The 17,984-nt window shown below is 57.3% G+C and carries 15 protein-coding genes and 1 tRNA gene; 7 read left to right on the plus strand and 9 right to left on the minus strand.

From position 1 onward, the window contains the following. Positions 1–218: 218 nt before the first annotated feature. Positions 219–1,559, minus strand: a complete 1,341-nt coding sequence (locus OHL21_RS06220; RefSeq protein WP_263416387.1) for an inositol-3-phosphate synthase — start codon at positions 1,557–1,559, stop codon at positions 219–221. A gap of 96 nt (positions 1,560–1,655) precedes the next feature. Between OHL21_RS06220 and OHL21_RS06225 the strand changes: the two genes are divergently transcribed. Continuing rightward, on the plus strand, positions 1,656–2,558 hold the full coding sequence (locus OHL21_RS06225) for an ROK family protein (protein WP_263416388.1): 903 nt from the start codon (positions 1,656–1,658) through the stop codon (positions 2,556–2,558). Positions 2,559–2,739: 181 nt separating this feature from the next. Here OHL21_RS06225 and OHL21_RS06230 read toward each other — a convergent pair whose 3' ends face one another. Together OHL21_RS06230 and OHL21_RS06235 are read right to left on the minus strand one after the other, a co-directional pair. Further along, entirely contained in the window at positions 2,740–3,381 is a 642-nt protein-coding gene (locus OHL21_RS06230) for a DedA family protein (RefSeq protein WP_263416389.1), read from the minus strand. A gap of 331 nt (positions 3,382–3,712) precedes the next feature. Beyond that, entirely contained in the window at positions 3,713–5,290 is a 1,578-nt protein-coding gene (locus tag OHL21_RS06235) for an FAD-dependent thymidylate synthase (RefSeq protein WP_263416390.1), read from the minus strand. Positions 5,291–5,421: 131 nt separating this feature from the next. Between OHL21_RS06235 and fabG the strand changes: the two genes are divergently transcribed. Both fabG and OHL21_RS06245 read left to right on the plus strand, forming a co-directional pair. Beyond that, complete coding sequence (gene fabG, locus OHL21_RS06240; RefSeq protein ID WP_263416391.1) at positions 5,422–6,168, plus strand: 3-oxoacyl-[acyl-carrier-protein] reductase; 747 nt, start codon at positions 5,422–5,424, stop codon at positions 6,166–6,168. Positions 6,169–6,544: 376 nt separating this feature from the next. After that, a complete protein-coding gene (locus tag OHL21_RS06245) occupies positions 6,545–8,074 on the plus strand; it encodes an EAL domain-containing protein (RefSeq protein WP_263416392.1) in 1,530 nt (509 codons plus the stop codon). A 210-nt stretch (positions 8,075–8,284) separates the two neighbouring features. Here the strand turns inward: OHL21_RS06245 and OHL21_RS06250 are convergent, their stop codons facing one another. From OHL21_RS06250 to OHL21_RS06260, 3 genes are all read right to left on the minus strand, one after another. Next, a complete protein-coding gene (locus OHL21_RS06250; protein WP_263416393.1) occupies positions 8,285–9,214 on the minus strand; it encodes an NADP-dependent oxidoreductase in 930 nt (309 codons plus the stop codon). A gap of 232 nt (positions 9,215–9,446) precedes the next feature. Continuing rightward, the gene (locus OHL21_RS06255; RefSeq protein ID WP_263416394.1) at positions 9,447–9,584 is read right to left on the minus strand and encodes a hypothetical protein; all 138 of its coding nucleotides are present in this window, start codon (positions 9,582–9,584) and stop codon (positions 9,447–9,449) included. 37 nt (positions 9,585–9,621) lie between these two features. After that, on the minus strand, positions 9,622–10,716 hold the full coding sequence (locus OHL21_RS06260; RefSeq protein WP_263416395.1) for a Gfo/Idh/MocA family protein: 1,095 nt from the start codon (positions 10,714–10,716) through the stop codon (positions 9,622–9,624). 336 nt (positions 10,717–11,052) lie between these two features. Between OHL21_RS06260 and OHL21_RS06265 the strand changes: the two genes are divergently transcribed. The 4 genes from OHL21_RS06265 (at position 11,053) to OHL21_RS06280 (ending at position 13,319) form a co-directional block, all read left to right on the plus strand. Then, the gene (locus OHL21_RS06265) at positions 11,053–11,709 is read left to right on the plus strand and encodes a peroxiredoxin (protein ID WP_263416396.1); all 657 of its coding nucleotides are present in this window, start codon (positions 11,053–11,055) and stop codon (positions 11,707–11,709) included. 109 nt (positions 11,710–11,818) lie between these two features. Beyond that, positions 11,819–11,894: transfer RNA gene (locus tag OHL21_RS06270), tRNA-Cys, on the plus strand. Between the two features lie 119 nt (positions 11,895–12,013). Further along, complete coding sequence (locus OHL21_RS06275; RefSeq protein ID WP_263416397.1) at positions 12,014–12,202, plus strand: hypothetical protein; 189 nt, start codon at positions 12,014–12,016, stop codon at positions 12,200–12,202. Positions 12,203–12,368: 166 nt separating this feature from the next. Then, a complete protein-coding gene (locus OHL21_RS06280) occupies positions 12,369–13,319 on the plus strand; it encodes an alpha/beta fold hydrolase (RefSeq protein WP_263416398.1) in 951 nt (316 codons plus the stop codon). A gap of 163 nt (positions 13,320–13,482) precedes the next feature. Here OHL21_RS06280 and amaB read toward each other — a convergent pair whose 3' ends face one another. From amaB to OHL21_RS06295, 3 genes are read right to left on the minus strand one after another with little or no spacing between them, the layout of a single operon-like run. Next, positions 13,483–15,015, minus strand: coding sequence for an L-piperidine-6-carboxylate dehydrogenase (amaB, locus tag OHL21_RS06285; RefSeq protein WP_263416399.1), 1,533 nt, complete (start codon positions 15,013–15,015; stop codon positions 13,483–13,485). Between the two features lie 32 nt (positions 15,016–15,047). Further along, positions 15,048–16,076, minus strand: a complete 1,029-nt coding sequence (locus tag OHL21_RS06290) for a DUF1338 domain-containing protein (RefSeq protein ID WP_263416400.1) — start codon at positions 16,074–16,076, stop codon at positions 15,048–15,050. Between the two features lie 32 nt (positions 16,077–16,108). Further along, complete coding sequence (locus tag OHL21_RS06295; protein WP_263416401.1) at positions 16,109–17,509, minus strand: acetyl ornithine aminotransferase family protein; 1,401 nt, start codon at positions 17,507–17,509, stop codon at positions 16,109–16,111. Between the last annotated feature and the right edge of the window lie 475 nt (positions 17,510–17,984).

The following is a 17,984-nucleotide window of genomic DNA, read 5'->3' on the forward strand; positions in this document are numbered from 1 at the left end:
TGAGCGTCGGTCGCTGTGACCGCAGGATGAACGGGTGCCGTCCGCCCGCGGGGGAGACGATGCCTCGTCTCCCCCACCACAACAGTCTCTTACAAACTGCCGCTACCTCAGAGATACAAGGATGACAGAACAAGGCTGCGTCCACAGACAAGTAAGCCTCCGCGAGGAGGCTTACTTACTATTCAACCATTCAACTTATTCAACTATTCAACCAGTTTCTAATCTCCGTAATAATCCAGGCCTAAGTGAGTAATAAGACCCTCACCCATAATGTGGCGGAGAGTATTCTTCAGCTTCATGGACTGAATAAAAAGATCGTGCTCCGGATATAGCCCTTCGGGCACCGTCGGCGCCTTGAAGTAGAAGCTCAGCCACTCCTGCATGCCCAGCTTCTTCAGCGCCGGCGTGCGGTTGGCGAGATCCATGAAGAGCACCAAATCCAGCGCCAGCGGTGCGGCAAGAATGGAGTCGCGGCAGAGGAAGTCCACCTTGATCTGCATCGGGTAGCCGAGCCATCCGAAGATATCGATGTTATCCCAGCCTTCTTTGTTATCGCCGCGCGGCGGGTAATAGTTGATGCGGACCTTATGGTAGATATCTTTGTACAGATCGGGATGGAGATCCGGCTGCAGGATGTAATCGAGTACACCCAGCTTGGTCTCTTCCTTGGTCTTGAAGTTATCCGGATCGTCCAGAACTTCGCCGTCCCGATTGCCCAGAATGTTCGTCGAATACCAGCCCGAGAGGCCGAGCATACGCGTCTTGAAAGCCGGAGCAAGCACGGTCTTCATAAAGGTCTGGCCGGTCTTGAAGTCCTTACCCGCGGTGGGCACACCTGCCTGCTTCGAAAGGTCCTGCAGCGCAGGAATGTCCACGGTGAGGTTGGGTGCGCCATTGATGAAGGGAATGCCTTCTTTCAGGCAGGCCCAGGCGTAGATCATCGAGGGTGCGATATCGGGATCGTCGTTGACCAGACCCTTTTCAAATTTTTCCAGCGTGGAGTGGACCTCTTTCGGCTCCAGGAAGATCTCAGTCGAGCCGCACCAGATCATCACCTGACGATCGGTCTTTGTCTTGAACTCCGCGATATCGTTGCGGATCTGATTGGCAAGATCGCACTTGCTGCGGCCGGTCTTCACCTTCTTGCCGTCGAGACGCTTGACGTAATGCTTGTCGAAGACTGCCGGCATCGGCTCAATGCCTTCGAGGAACGGCTTAATTTGATCCAATTGATCGCGATCGAGAACCTGAGCCGTCTTTGCAGCGTCATACAGATTGCCACCGAAGATGTCCCAACCGGTGAAGACGAGGTCATTCAGGTCAGCCAGTGGAACGAAGTCCTTAATCAGCGGTGAATTTCCCTCGGTGCGTTTGCCGAGCCGGATGGTTCCCATCTCGGCCAGCGAACCGATGGGTTTTGCAAAACCTTTGCGAACTGCCTCAACACCTGCGATGAGCGTCGTCGCAACTGCGCCCATGCCTGGAATCATGACGCCAAGTTTTCCCTTGGCGGGCTGAATCTGCGCCGCAGCTTCGTTGGCTGCGTTGTGATTAGACATACTGCGTCACAACCTTCCCTCTATGTTTCTTACTTTCCGTTGTACGGAAGCTAAAGTATCTCACCAATTTCACGTGCGACAACTTATGCTTTAACCATGCAGAACGCGCGTATTGGCATTGATCTAGGTGGAACGAAGATAGAAGCCCTGGTGTTGGATGAGCACGGCCAGGAACGTAAACGGTTACGCATTGCAACCCCACGAGAGTACTCCGCAACCGTAGAAGCTATCCGTGACTTAGTCACCGGAATTGAGTCTGAACTTGGTATTTCAGCTACAGTCGGTGTCGGTATGCCGGGCACCATCGTGCGCAGCACAGGACTGGTCAAGAACGCGAATTCAACCTGGTTGATCGGCAAGCCATTTGAGCGCGATCTAAGTGCTGCACTCAGCCGCGAGGTCCGCTGTGCCAATGACGCGAACTGCCTTGCCGTCTCCGAGGCGACCGACGGCGCCGCCGCAGGTATCGCCACCGTCTTCGCTGTCATCATCGGAACCGGCTGCGGCGGGGGCATCGCCCTGCACGGCCGCGTCCACGAGGGACGCAATGCCATCGCCGGCGAGTGGGGTCACAATGGCCTGCCCTGGCCCACGGCTGATGAGGTTCCCGGTCCCCCCTGCTACTGCGGCAAGCACGGGTGCATGGAGACGTGGGTCTCCGGGACCGGTCTGGGCAACGACTTCACCCGCGTTACCGGTGTCGCAAAGACCGGCGCCGAGGTGGGGGTCATGGCCGAAGGTGGCGACCCTGATGCCCTGGCTGCTTTTTCTCGCTTGGAGGACCGTCTGGCCAGGGGTTTATCCAACGTTATCCACATCCTCGACCCGGACGTGATCGTCATGGGAGGAGGTCTTTCGAAGGCAAAGCGCCTCTACCAGAACCTCCCCGCCCTGATCGAAAAGTACAGTTTCGGCGGCGGCGTCGATACACCCGTGGTGGAGGCCAAGCACGGCGACTCCTCCGGTGTCCGCGGAGCTGCGTGGCTCTGGCCGCTTTGAAGAGTTAAAAGTTGAAGGTTAAAAGTTAAAGAGGGATTCTGTGGTGAGTTGAAGCTATGGCCTCACCAGAGTCCCTCTTTTTCTACGCGCCAAAATAAAAAAGGATCTTGCTGGAGAAGCAAAACCCCTGCCTCACTACAAGATCCCTCTTTAACTTTTAACTATTAACTTGCGACTGCTTTTAAGCGTTTGCTTCGCTGCGTGAATTCTTCAGGTGTGTCCAGACGAACCAAACGATGCCGGCGACGAGTATCAGCAGAATCGCTGCGTCCGCCTTGTGCAGCACCTTCTTCAGCGTGGAGTTCGGGTCATTCCAGCTTTCCCCGGCCTTCATGCCCACCCATGCCAGGGCAAAGCACCAGGGCCATGAGCCGATGAAGGTATAGATGTGGAAGCGGAGCTGCGGCATCTTTGCGATGCCGGCGGGTAGCGCGATAAAGGTGCGCACCACGGGCAGCAGACGCCCGATCAGCACCGTGATGTCTCCATACTTCTGAAAGTAATGGTCGACACGGTCGAGGTCGTGCTTGCTCATCAACACATAACGCCCGAACTTTTCGACCAGCGGACGCCCGCCGTAGGCTCCGAGCCAGTACGCCACCACCGAGCCGAGGTTGCAGCCGAGCGCACCCATAGTGGCCGCCCAAAAGAGGCTCATCTTGCCCTGGTACACCACATAGCCGGCAAATGGCATGATGATTTCGCTGGGAAGCGGAATGCAGGCCGACTCAATGCCCATGAGAAGAGCAATGCCCGGGTAGTGCAGCGCGGCGATCAGGCCGGTAACGTACGGCAAGAGGAAATTGATAATTTTTTCAGTCATTTGGTGAGGAGGCGTGCCCTTGCAGTATACCGGGAGGCCGATTGCGGCTGTGTCAAAAGCAGTTGCTGGATGGGCGCTTCTCCCACCGGGGTACCCCTCCCTCGCAACGCCAGGGTGGGCAAGGAATACCCCAAATTTCTAACAAGCCACAGAACAAAATTTGTCGGTATGCTTCGTTGCTAGTGAAACGGAGACACTTTACACTCCCTTTTTGTGTTTCTCCTGCAAGAATCTCTTTTCATTGAAGTTACGAGGTAATCCTTTCCCGCCCTAGCTTTGCGAACGTTCACCCCAACGAACAAAGTTCGTTGGGGGACCCAGAGGGTTATAGCTATCGTTTCAACAGATCGATGGGTTCGTCGATGTCGACCGTGCGGAAGTAGCTTGCCAGTGAGGGATGGCGTTCTGCTACGGCGCGATACATCTCCCAAGCCACATTGCGGTAGGAGAAGTGGCCGGCGACGCCGGAGCGAAGCTCACTGATATAGAGGGCCTCCGCGAAGTCCATCTTGAAGAGCGCACGGACGCGCGTACCCAGCGGTAGCAAATACTGGGCTGACTGTTCCGCCTCGGGCAAGCCGGAGTCGCGGAGTGCACGGTAGGCGGCAAAGCTTGCCTCCATCGCTTCGCGGTACTCCTCTTCCAGGCCTGCATCAGCCAAACTCGGCTGACCTGGGCACTCGGGGATCTCGTAGCCGTGCACGTCAGTAAACTCCTGGATAAGCTGCACGCACTTGCGATGACGGTGCATGTCGCGGAACCCACCGATATCCATCAGGATGTCGAAACCAAAGCCGTGGCCTGAAGAGAAGGCACGCGTGAGTTCGTCATGCCGTCCGCGATGCTTCGCGCCGAGCGCCACAATGGCATCGCGCTGCGCCGCCGAAAGACCGGTGACGGCATTGCGAATCTGGCGGTAGGAGTAGTGGCAGTGCGGATAGAGCAGCGAGGCAGCGAGTTCCACCTCCAGCCCCTCGGAGTCATCCACCAGATCGACCAACGGAGCCGGCTCAATCGCTGCTCCCTGCATCAGCTCAGCCGCTGCTGCACGCAGTTCCTGCTTTGTCGATGCTTCATAGGCGGAGGGCTGGGTATACTTCACCAGCGTGGGAGAGACCTTTACCTCGCGGCCCAACACGGCCAGGGCGCGGTCACCGCACATCCCGTCCACGGATTTGATCTCCTGGCACAGTACCCGGGCCTCATCAGCGTGAACGTTCCATGCCGGACCGGTGGCTGCTTCACGCAGCTTCTCGCCAAGCTGCCGAATTTCGGCAAACTCCGAACCAAGAAGCCGCGCAATCTGCCCTTCCAGCGTGCGTGCATTCACAATCTGCCCGAGGGAGGTATTCGTTGCCAACGGCAGCAGATAACGAGCGACATCGAAAGCGCGAGCCTTGAGCGTGCGAACATAGGCATCGTCTTTCATCTCCGCAGGCTGCGGGATAGCTCCCTTTAATGCCTCCAGCATCTGCTTGCCGATGCGGTCATAGGCGATGAACAGTTTTTCAATGGCAGCGGTATACTCGGCGGTCTTTTCTCGCAGCGCAGGCGTATACCAGCCGCTCTTTTTGAAGTCCTGATAGCGGGTCGAGCGCTCCTGCCCATCCCAGCGCTGCTCGTCCACCAGGGCAATGGCTGCCAGCAGGCTCAGCCGTTCGATCGCGAACGCAACGTGCGCCAGGTCAGCGATGGAGCGATGACCGTATGCAAAGTAGAAGGTGTTGAGGAACTGCTCGGCACGCTGGGTGCTGATCTCTTTCAATGACTCTTTCATCGAAAGAGCCGAGCGTGAGTACTTGGCCATGGCATAGGCCAGCACCTCAGGATCGGCGCCGTGAATGGCGTACACCTCGGTCGTGTTCATGTTCTCCGGAAATGCGGTGGGGTTCTGGCGGACGTCACTCATGGCACCTCCAAGCATAGCCAATCGGCATCTGGAATACGCCGGTCATTTTCCAGAGCAAGAGATGGCGGTCTGGATCGGCGTTCGCCCGCCTATAATCGGCTCTGACAGGAAAAGGAGTACCCGCAGCAAAGATGCCGACACTTCAAGGCCGTATCGCACTCGTCACCGGAGCATCGCAGGGCATTGGACGCGCCTGCGCACTGGAACTTGCCCGTCACGGGGCCACCGTCGCACTGGCCGCACGCCAGGTTGACAAGCTTGAAGCCGTCGCAGCCGAGATCCGCGACGCCGGCGGTACTGCCGAAGCCTTCGCTCTCGATATCTCCTCCGAGGAATCCATTAAGGCCGCAGCCAAGGAAATCATCGCCAGGTTCGGGAAGGTTGAGATTCTGGTCAACAACGCCGGCATTACAAGGGACACACTGGTCCTGCGCATGAAGCGCGATGACTGGGACTCGGTGCTCTCGACCAACCTGACCGGCAGCTTTCTTCTGACACAGGCGCTGATCTCGCCGATGATGAAGAACCGGTGGGGCCGGATCATCAACATCACCTCGGTTGTCGGCGAGATCGGACAGGCCGGACAGGTCAACTACGCCGCTTCCAAGGCCGGCATGATCGGTATGACCAAGGCGCTGGCGCGCGAGTTTGCCAGCCGCAGCATCACCGTCAACGCAGTTGCGCCCGGCTTTGTCGAGACAGCCATGACCCACCTCCTTTCGGACGAGCAGAAGGCATTCTTCGGCACACAGATTCCTCTGGGCCGCCCCGGCACCGACAAAGAAGTGGGTTATGCGGTTGCCTTCCTCGCCAGTGAAGAGGCAGGCTACATTACCGGACACACACTTGACGTCAATGGCGGCATGTACATGGGCTAAAGCATTTTCCCTGTAGGTGTGATGTAGGGCTTCCGCATCTATGGGCGTTTTCCGCAAAGAAAACGCCGCTGGACGCCTCTGCGGGTACCGAGCAACAGGGAAAATGCTCTTAGAGCAATTCTCCTAATACTGTAGTGTTGGATAAATCTGTGAATGCCGTTTTCTTCGAAGGAAAACGGCGCAAACTGCCAAAGCTCCGCTCTACACCTTTAGGTGAACTGCTCTTAGCCGCCCATGTAGATCTCCGTAGATTTGAGTTGCGGGCAAGTGATATACCCTTGAGCGTTACAACCGACGAGGAGTAGATGCCCTGAAGCGATCCCGTCTCATCGCCGCAGCTGTACTTCTCTCCTGCACTGCCGCCGTGCTTCCACTCATGGCGATGTATCTGCTTGGCCGCTCCCGCTCGGTCGAGACGGAACAGCGCCATCTCACCGACTATGGCAACTGGACTGTCATGCGGGCGAATATTACGCTCAGCGACGCCGTGGCCGCCTTAAAGGACGTGGAGGCCCAGCGCTGGCACGACTGCTCCCAGGCGCACATCGAAGCCATGCGGTTGTACACCATGAATCACCGCGCCATTAATGAGGTGGGCTTCTTCAAGGATGGATATCTTGTCTGCACCTCGTGGGGCGTAGTCGACCATCCTCTTCCAAGGCGCCCGCCAGATTACCGGATCGATGGCGGCATCGGCGTCCATCTACGTGTGACTCCTCTTGTCACCCGGGGGCAGCCCATGATCGGCTTCGAGTACGGCTCTCATAACGTGCTGGTCGATCCGGTCCGCATGGTCGACGTTCTGGTCGACAATGAGATGGCCCTTGCCCTGGCCAACAGCAACGGCGAAGTCCTGGCTACGCTCAACAATCCTGATCCTGCGGTCGTTCGTCAGGCTATCGATCATCCAGGTCCTGGCGAGGCCGGCAACTTGCTTTACTCCAGCTACCGAACATCACTTTGGACGGCAGTTGCCATCGAACGCCGCACGTATACCCGAGCAGATTTTCACCGGCAGGAGCTTGTATTGCTGCCCGTCGGCCTCCTGATAGCAGGCCTGATGGTCGGCACTATCACCTGGGCACTCCGCCGCCGGCTCTCACCTCTCTCCGAGCTGGAGATTGCCGTTAAGAACAAGGAGTTCATTCCCTGGTATCAGCCCATCGTCGAGCTGGCAACCGGCCGCTGCATCGGTGCGGAGGCGCTTGCACGCTGGCATCGCCCCGATGGCACCATCGTCGGAGCGAACATCTTTATCCCAGTGGCGGAACAGAGTGAGCTCATCCGCCTGATCACCGATCTGATCGTGGAGAGGACGATCGCCGATATGTATCCATTCCTCTCCCGTAAAGCCGGCCTGCACATTGCGATCAATCTGAGCGCGGACGATGTGGAGACCGGACGCCCCCTGCCCTTGCTGGCCGAACTGCTGCGCGAAAGAGGTATTCCTCCAAACCGCATCTGGCTGGAAGTAACCGAACGTGGATTCATCAACGCTACTGCCGCACGCGATACGCTGATGCGCGCTCAGGCACAGGGGCACATCATCGCGGTCGACGACTTCGGAACAGGCTATTCCAACCTGGGCCTGCTCCACTCGCTCCCATTGAATGTTCTCAAGATCGATAAGTCGTTCGTGGACGCCATCGGCACCGAGTCGGCGACCAGCACCGTGATCGCCCACATCATCGATATGGCCAATGAACTGCAGCTAGAGATCATTGCTGAAGGGATTGAGACAGCCGCACAGGCGGAGTATCTGCGCAGCCGCGGTGTCCGCTACGGCCAGGGATGGTTCTTCGCCAAAGCCATGCAGCGCGAAGAGTTTCTGGCCTACTACCGGCTGCACAAAGACAAGGAAGTGAAGTCCGAACCGGCGCTGTCATCAAATGAGACAACTTGGTAACAGGACGGTGCATGTCGATATTCAAAACAAAGACCCAGGGTAAAACCCGCTTCTTTTATTGACCCAATAGACCGTGGGCTAAAAGCTCACGGCACGCGATCCGCCCAAAGCGCGATCGCCAGTCAAACAGCGAAGAATGGGTAGAGAAGCAGATTTCTCCGCTTCGCTGCGAAATGACAATTAAGAATAAACTCTACGCACCGATACTCTCTAGCTCTGCTCACCCATAGTCAAAACAACCTTGCCCGGGCGATCGCCTCGAATCTCCCGGCCGGTAAATGCGGCAGGCACACGCTCGAGATCGATCTCCGCAGCCACGTAAGGCGTGAGATATCCGGCATCGAGCAGCATGGCGATATCGGAGAGCTGTGTCCGGTCTCCATGGACGATAAAGAATGCAGCCTTTTGCCGCGGATCCTGGCTGTTTTCTTCAACGATGGTCACCATGCGTCCGCCTTCCCGGAGCAATGGCCATGCCTGTTCCAACAGATTTCCGCCGACCGTATCGAAGATGACATCCATACCGGCGCCAATATCCGCCAGCCCATCCTTCGATGGGTGAATCACGCGTTCGGCGCCGAGATTCTTCACGAAGTCATGCTTGCCCATCGAAGCGGTAGCGAGGATCTCCGCTCCGTGCATCCGCGCAAGCTGGATAACATAGGCTCCAACCGCGCCTGAACCACCCAATACCAGGACCTTCTCGCCCGCTCTGAGGTTGCCGCGATCAAACAGCCCCTGCCATGCCGTAAGGGCTGAGATAGGAACCGAGGCCGCCGCCGCAAAGGAGAGATTCTTCGGCATGATGGCTACCATCTCCGGACGGGTGATACAGAATTCTGCCAGTGCGCCGTTGGCGAACCAGTCATTCATGCCAAAGATAGCCTGGCCGGGCACCATACCTGTAACTCCGCTGCCGACTGCGGCGACGGTACCGGAGAACTCATGCCCGGGAATTGGCCTGACGCGCGGATTACCCTCTTTCGTATGGGTTGTGGGATACCAGAGGAGTTCACTCGGCGTAATAGCGGCTGCGTGAACGCGAATAAGAATCTCACCCTCGCCGCAGGTTGGGGTATCAACCTCGGTCAGGGCAAACTCGAAGGTCTGAATGGCATCAGTGGCTGCGGTGATACACACGCATTTCATACTTAGCCCCCCAAGGCGCAGAGTAGCGTCTGCACCAAGGAAATCCCAGACCAAAGGAGTGTGCTCCGGACCACCCCTTTCGAGTGGCCCGGGCCAGGTTCAAGATGACCTGAAGCATTCTTCCTGTAGATGTAGAGCAGGGCTTCCGCATCTATTGGGCGTTTCCGCAATGAAAACGCCGCTTCACGCCCCTTCCGGAATACACAGCAACAGGGAAAATGCTCTAAGAGCCGCCGCGCTCCCGGTCGCCTTCAGGTCCGTCGTACTCGCTGTCGTAGTCACGATCGGACCCTCCGCGCCGCTTGCGTTCCCACTCGCGCCGGGCCTCTTCTTCCGTCCGCTCTTCTCTGCCGTCCGCCATACTTTGATTGCTCCCGCTGGTTGCGATCTGTCGAGTCCTACAGCTTGATGCCGGCTGACTCGTAGATCTTCTCAATATAGGTAAGATCGCGCAGCCCCTCTTCGCCTGGAGTCTTCGGGGTACGCCCTGTCTGGACACACTCCGCAAAGTGATCGGCCTCACGCTCGAACTGTTTCGGGTCCTTTTCGGGATTGCTCTCTTCCCAGTGCTCGCCTTTTCCCCGGCCGCGCATGGTGACACCGTCATAGCCGTAGGTTGGCCCCATCTCCAGGGTTCCGGACGCACCATGGACACGCATGAAGCCCTCCATCTGTCCTCCGTAGGTGGAGGCACAACTGGCCACCACTCCGCTGGGGAAGCGCATGCTCCATTCGACCGACTCTTCCATCTCTGCAAAGCGCGGATCGTTCTTGTGCACCGTGCCGGCGACGGCCTTAATCTCTACCGGCTCCTCGCCCGTGAACATGCGAGCCGCCTGCAGCGCATAGATACCAACGTCGAAGACACTGCCGCCGCCGGCCAGAGCCTTCTTCGTACGCCATACGCCGGGCTGAATGTTGAAGCCGAACTGCCCCTCGAATGCGACAACATCGCCGATCTTGCCACTGCGCACCATCTCGATGCATTTCAGCGTCAGCGGCTCATATTGCATGCGGTAAGCAATCATCAGTTTTACGTTCGCGGTTTTACAGGCACCGATCATCTGCTGACACTCGGCCGAGCTTAGCGCCATCGGCTTCTCGCAGAAGACGTGCTTGCCTGCCTTGGCCGCGCGGATGGTGTACTCGGCATGCATGGAGTTAGGCAGAGCGACATAGACGGCCTGCACTGTTTTGTTGTCCCGGATACGGTCGAAGTCCTCGTAGCTATAGATCGAGTCCTTTGGAACGTCATACTGCGCCGCGATGCGTTCGGCCTTGTCACGATGTCCGCTGACAAGGGCCGTGATCTTACAACGCTGCGACTGCTTCACACCGCGCATGAAGTGGTCGGCGATGACGCCCAGCCCGATGACGGCGAAGCCGACCCGTTCCTGCTGCTGTGCGAATATGTCTGGAACCGCACCAGGAACAGCGATGGCTGCCGTGCTCAGTGCACCTAGTCTGGTAAATTCACGCCTTGTCCACGCCATTTCTCTCATTCCTCCGTTTTCGCGTTCGCGTTTTTGGATGCATGCGACCCGGAAGAATTCTGCCACATTCCGCAGGTTTGACACCGGGCTCCGCATGAGACTAGGCTTTGTATCAAGCTAATGATCACTCGTTTCGCCAACTCCTGCATGTGCTGCTGCCGCTGCTGTTGCTGTGGCCCGATGCGGGTGTGCGAATGAGCGAATCGAACTGACAAGTTCAGAGATTAGGACTCAGAAACCCACCCGAAGCCTGCAGGCCGGGTGGGTTTCAAACTTTCAGCCGCTTTTTGACCCGACAGGAAAACGAACGAACTTTCAAGGAAGGAAACAAAGCAGATGTCACTCCGGATCAATGACACCGCACCTGATTTCAAGGCCGAAACCTCGCAGGGCCCAATCAACTTTCACGAGTGGATCGGCGACAACTGGGCTGTGCTCTTCTCGCACCCCAAGGACTTCACTCCGGTCTGCACCACCGAGCTCGGCGCCGTAGGCGCTCTCGAGAAGGACTTCGCTGCCCGCGGCGCTAAGGTCATCGGCCTGAGCGTTGACCCGGCAGAGAGCCACAGCCGCTGGGCACGGGACATCAAGGACGTGACCGGCGCCGATGTGAACTACCCCATCATCGCCGACACCGACCTGAAGGTGGCCAAGCTCTACGGCATGCTTCCCGCCGAAGCCGGCGATAGCTGCGAAGGCCGCACCCCGGCTGACAACGCCACCGTTCGCGTGGTCTACGTTATCGGACCCGACAAGAAGATCAAGCTGCAGCTTGCCTACCCGATGACCACGGGCCGCAACTTCGATGAGATCCTGCGCGTTCTGGACTCCATCCAGCTCACCGCCAAGCACAAGGTTGCGACTCCGGCGAACTGGAAGCCCGGCGAAGATATCATCATCACCGGCGCTGTCTCGAACGAAGAAGCAGACAAGATCTTCCCGGGCTACAAGACCGTGAAGCCTTATCTGCGTACGGCTCCGCAGCCGAAGTAATGCTTCGTGGCCGTAATGCTCCTCAGCCGGAGTAGCGCAGTTTCGTTGTAATCTGTAACAGGAAATTCACTCCGCCGGGCCCTTCACTGGCGCGCGGCGGAGTTCAAGAGCACCGGTGGCGAAGTGGCTAACGCGCTGGTCTGCAAAACCAGTATTCGCGGGTTCAATTCCCGCCCGGTGCTCCAAAGAATCAGTGGCTTAGGTTTTCACTTTGATATTGATCAATCCCCTAAAACCCATTGATAAAACAGGCTCAGCGAATGCTTGATTCGTACGGCAAGCTTCACCTCACGTGGCGCTGCAGGTGGAAACTCTCGCCGCCGGCATCCGGCCCCATCACTTCGAGGTGACGCTCCATGCGCACTCAGTAGCTGGTTCCCCTGCTTCGGTCGATTGCATCGCCGCCGTCCGCTGTCGACTGGGCGGAAGTGTCACACCCTATATCTTTCTATCGGACGAACCCGAGGTCATCGCATTGCTCACGCGAACGTAAGCAGCTTGCCAGGTAGTCCCAATTAGTCAGGAGATGCTGTTATCGAGAATAAAGAATAAGAGAATGTAATTGAGCTATGCAGATTTCGACGGCGAATTAGAAACATACTTCGACGACAGCGAGGGCAGCAAAGATGATTTCAGCTTCTTTTTGGACTGCAATTCTGATGGCAGCCCTTACCGTCGATGCTTACGCGCAGGCGGCTGATCCCGCGCCGTTGGGGAAGATGGTTAACCTTGGCGGATATCGTCTTCACCTCTACTGCACAGGCAAAGGGAGACAGACGGTTGTGCTCTCGCCGGGAGGCGGGGATTTTTCAATTGCGTGGTACCTCGTACAGCAGAGACTCGAAAGTTCTGCGCGCATCTGTTCCTATGACCGCGCAGGGTCGGCGTGGAGCGATGCCGGTCCGCAACCGATGACGATGCGGCAGGAAGCCAACGAAGTGGAGCGAGCCCTCAGGATCTCCGGGGAGAAAGGGCCTTATATCCTGGTCGGTCATTCGATCGGTGGGTTGGTGATGATGACATTCGCGGAAGGATATCCGGACGAGACTGCCGGGATCGTACTTGTGGATACGCCGAGCCCGGATTCGACGCTTGGTTACTGGGGGAAATTGGTGCGGGTGCGAGACCTGGCAAAACGGACAATTCCGCCGGTTCACACCATGGAGACGGGATCTCCGATTCCAATCGCCGATGCGGAACGGGAACAGGCGATGAAGTTCAAGAGCCGCAAGATTGGGGCGCCGTTTGATCGTTTGCCACCTGAGATTCAGAAGCTACAACTCTGGGCACAGACACTGCCACCGAAAGTGGGCCTCACGGAAGAAACGGATTACACACCAGAGGAATTCGAATTTCTGTATGAACTTGAGGACTTCGGACATCCATTCGGAAACAAACCGTTGGTGGTAATGATTGGTATGGTTGACCATGCCTCTCACGAGGAAAAGATCACGGCGAAGAGGGCGGAGCGAACGCTTTCTACGAACAGCAAAGTCATCGAGGTCGAGGATTCGGGACATGCAATTCCTCTCGAAGACCCGTCAGCGGTGGTGGGAGCGATTCGGGAGACGATGGAGGCAGTTCTGCATCATGCTCCCCTGAAGCAGTAACGCATGTTTGGTTTGAAATTAGCGTTCGGAGTCAGTGAATAAGCGGGCACGCACCAGTCCGAGGTTGGCATTTTCAATATGTCCATCTTCATTGTGGTGAAAAAGCAGGTCCTTCACTACGTTAAGGATGACAACATTTTGCTATGAACTCAGACTCACGACACTAGGTGATCTCAAAGCTCACCCCCTGTGCAAGAGGGAGATCCATTCCGTAGTTGATGGTGTTGGTAGCGCGGCGCATGTATTGCTTCCATGCGTCGGAGCCTGACTCGCGACCTCCGCCGGTGTCTTTTTCGCCGCCGAAGGCTCCGCCAATTTCAGCGCCGGAGGTGCCGATGTTGACATTCGCGATGCCGCAGTCGGATCCACTTGCGGAGAGAAAGCGCTCGGCTTCGCGCATATTGAGCGTAAAGATGGAGGAGGAGAGACCCTGCGGCACATCGTTATGCAGATGGAGAGCTTCTTCGAAATCGCGGTACTTTAGAACATACAAAATAGGCGCGAAGGTCTCGCGCCTTACGATCTCTGCCTGGCCGGCAATTTCGACGAGCGCGGGACGAACATAGAACGCCTCGTCCGAACTACCATCCGGCGTAACACGCTCTCCTCCGGTGATCGTTGCTCGTGCCCTGCGTGCTTCTTCGAGAGCACGCTGCATTGCTTCAAAGGCACGTGCATCGATCAGCGGACCGACCAGCGTGCCGGCTTTGCGCGGATCGCCGATAACGACCGATTGATAAACCTTCTTGAGCGACGTGACAAGGTTGTCGTAGATGGTGTCATGCACGATCAATCGGCGAAGCGTCGTGCAACGCTGCCCCGCTGTGCCCATCGCCGAGAAGGCGATGGCGCGCAGAGTCAGATCCAGGTCGGCGCTTGGGCAGACAATCGCGGCGTTGTTTCCGCCCAACTCCAGGATGGCTCGCGCGAAGCGCCCTGCGAGCCGCGGTGCAACGGCACGCCCCATCGCAGTCGAGCCGGTCGCTGAGACCAGCGACACACTCGGACTATCGACAAGCATCTGTCCCAGACTTCCATTCCCCACTAGCAGCGTCGAGAGTCCAGTGGGCACGCCGCCAAATTTAGCTGCCGCCCGTTCAAACAGCGCCTCCGTCGCAAGTGCTGTGAGCGGTGTCTTCTCCGAGGGCTTCCATACCACGGCGTTGCCACAGACCAGTGCGAGTGCTGCATTCCAGGACCACACCGCGACCGGAAAGTTGAACGCGGAGATCACGCCGACGACACCGAGCGGATGCCATGTCTCCATCATGCGGTGGTTCGCGCGCTCAGAGGTGATGGTGAGACCGGTAAGTTGTCGCGATAGTCCGGCGGCAAAGGCGCAGATATCGATCATCTCCTGCACCTCCCCGAGACCTTCTGACAGGATCTTGCCGGTTTCAATTGTCACAAGCCGACCAAGTGTGGAGATCTCCGACCGTAGCTCTTCGCCAAGCAGTCGAACCAGATCTCCGCGTTTGGGAGCGGGAACGCTGCGCCATGCAACGAATGCATTCCGTGCCTTCGTAAGAGCCTCATTGGCTGCTGCCGCGTCAGTCTTCGCGACGCGCGCAATCACCTGGCCGGTAATAGGTGTCCGCACGACCAGTTCACCGTGTGTATAAGCCGCGGCGGGCACCCCCAGGTTTGAGAGCAATTGATGCACCTCTTGTTCGAGAGAACTCTTATCGGTCGTCATCGTTCACTTCTCCGTTACCGAACGGTGGTGTCCTACTTCTGATTGGCGGTCACTTTGAAGATTGCCTGAGCATTGGAGCTGTCAAAGCTCAAGTCAAGCTTTGTCTTTCCATCTTCTGCCGGAAGCGGAAGCCGGGTGATGAACTCGTAGAACGACCCGGGTACTTCCTTTTCAATCAGACTGCCACCTTCTATGCGGAAGTTACGCCGCACCCGCGCTGCAAGAAATGCAGTCTGGCGAACCCTGCCTGATTGTGAGGTCTCAACCGTTGCCTTCATGGCGCGGCCAAGCGCCTTCTGCTCTTCAGCCAAACGATCGACATCCGCAACTCGGTCCGTAGCGTGGTTGAAAGCGTTTCCTTCCGTTGCGATCCATGCCATCTCAGCAGACTCAGCCAGCAAACTCTCGTAGTCTGCAAGAGCCGGATCATCATGCTGGCGACTGAAGACCTTTACAAGCACGGGCAACAACGCAATCGCTTTTTCTACAGGCAGAGAATGCTGCGCTTCCAATTCAACCAGTAGAGACTTCGCCCCCGCCGTAAGCGGATCGCGAGAGGTAGAAGTCACACGTCGGACGGCGGCCTGGAACTCCGCCGAGAAGCGGTCCGGGTGTAGCTCACTGATAAAGAACTGTGCAAGTTCCTCCGGGTACTCCACCTGGGCATACGAACGTCCAGTCATCTTCAGACGCTCCAGCGGATAAACGCCGTTCAGCGCATAACCGAGCGGGCGCAGGATGCGTGTGATTGCCTCTTCGCCTGCCGGCAACGCACCCATGCCATTGAGTGCGACCGTACGGACGGCCCCATGGTCATGCATGATCTTCTTGCCATCACGAAGACAATCTTCCGCGTAGTGTTTTGCATCCGGCACGCGATTTAATAGGTCTTCGAACAGCATCATGTTCAGGACTTGCGCAATGCCCGCGCGCGAAATATTCGTACCAGACTCTGCCATGAGACTTTCAGGAACTTTGAGCACTTCAAACAGGCGGCGCGAGCGCTCCGCACCGGCAATCCTTTCGAGCGTTTCCTGCACTACAGCTACCTTGGTCAGCATCTTCCTTCTCCTTTTCTGATTCCGGGATTCTGTTATCGAGTGGTGTGCATGACGCACTCTTCCTGAACGCATTCTTCAAGGATGTCGAGAGCAACATCCGTTTCTTCCTGCGTAACGATCAGCGGCGGGCACAGGCGGACCGTATTCTCGCCACAGCCAAGCAGCAGCAACCCTTTTTCGAAAGCGAGATTGACGATGCGGTCGCGCAGTGCTCCTGCCTGTTTGCGCGATTGCTTGTCCTCGACGATCTCGACTCCGATCATCAAACCGCGTCCACGAACGTCTCCAACGATCTCATACTTTTCCACCCAGGCGCCGAGCCTTGCAAGGGCTGCCACTCCGACCCTCGCAGCGTTGTCCATGCCTTCGCGCTCGACGATGTCCAGGGTCGCCATCGCGGCCGCAAGGCAGATGGGGTTTCCGCCATAGGTACTTGCATGCGAGCCTGGGACCCAATCCATCAGCTCAGCCTTCGCCATACAGACGCCCAGCGGCATGCCGGAGGCAATTCCCTTCGCGATACAGACGATGTCGGGCTCAACACCGGAGTGTTCGATGGCCCACCATTTTCCTGTTCTTCCGACACCTGACTGGACCTCATCCGCAACCAGAAGAATGCCGTGACGGTCACAGATGCGTCGAAGCTCCTGTAGAAAGCTATTCGGCGGCACGACGTATCCGCCTTCGCCTTGAATGGGTTCGACGAAGATGGCGGCGACTTCCTCGGGCGGCAACGTTGTCTTAAACAGCTTCTCTTCAAGAAAGCGTGCGCATGCCAAACCATACGCCTCCTCTTCCTGCGGCCCTTTGACCCGGCGGCGATACGGATAGGGATACGGCACGTGCGTAACACCAGGAACCAGCGGAGCAAAGCGGCGCTTCTGCTGGATCTTGGAAGCAGTGAGCGAGAGCGCGCCCATCGTGCGGCCATGGAAGCTGCCGAAGAAGCTGATAATGTTTTGCCGGCCGGTGTGGTAGCGCGCCAGCTTCAACGCGCACTCCACAGCTTCTGCGCCTGAATTTCCGAAGTAAAAACGATGCGGCCCAGGCATCGGCGCAATGGCAGACAGACGCGATGCGAGCTGCGGCATCAGATCGTAGTAAAAATCGGTACCGGACATGTGGATCAGCCGCGCAGCCTGATCCTGGATCGCCTTCACGACCTCTGGATGGCAATGGCCGGTAGAGTTGACGGCGATACCGGCAGTGAAGTCCAGAAACTCGTTGCCATCTACATCTTCAATCCGGCAGCCACACCCATTCTTTACGACGAGAGGATAGCCGCGCGTGTAGCTTGGCGAAATGAGACGTTGGTCCTCGATCACTATTGTTTGCGCTAGCGGTCCTGGCACGCTGGTGGCCAACTTTGGACCAAATTTTGCGTGCATTCTGGAGTCAGCGACGCGTACAGATGCTTGTATTTCGATGCTCATACGTTTCTCCCGCAGGCTGGCGAGCAATCTGGTTTCACCTCTGAGCCATGGCCGATATCGCGATCAAAACGCGACAAGATCGCCTTCAGACGAAGCTGAAGCTCAGTACCCTGGATTTAGGTGGAAACGCTAGTCGCCGGAGAAGAGGTTCGGCCGTACGGTGCTGGGAACAGCCCGGGCCGTTTCAGACAAGTTCTGGCGCGACGATCTGCACCGAACTGCGATAAGCACGAAGCCATTGCTCGGATTGTCAGGCGTGAACATATGCTTGACCCCGTTTCGCCCGGAAGTATAGCGCACCGTGGTAACAATGCACACTACAAACTGTCCGGACGACGAGGGTATATCGACAAATTCTGGAACGCATACTCTCGGTGCGCATCATCTATTGCGACTCGGAGTCCAAAACGAACCTGGTTCGTTGGGGTAATAAGGCAAGGGGTGGGATATTCGGGTATCCCGCTAACCGAGTTCG

The organism is Terriglobus albidus (assembly GCF_025685425.1).
Classification (GTDB): domain Bacteria; phylum Acidobacteriota; class Terriglobia; order Terriglobales; family Acidobacteriaceae; genus Terriglobus; species Terriglobus albidus.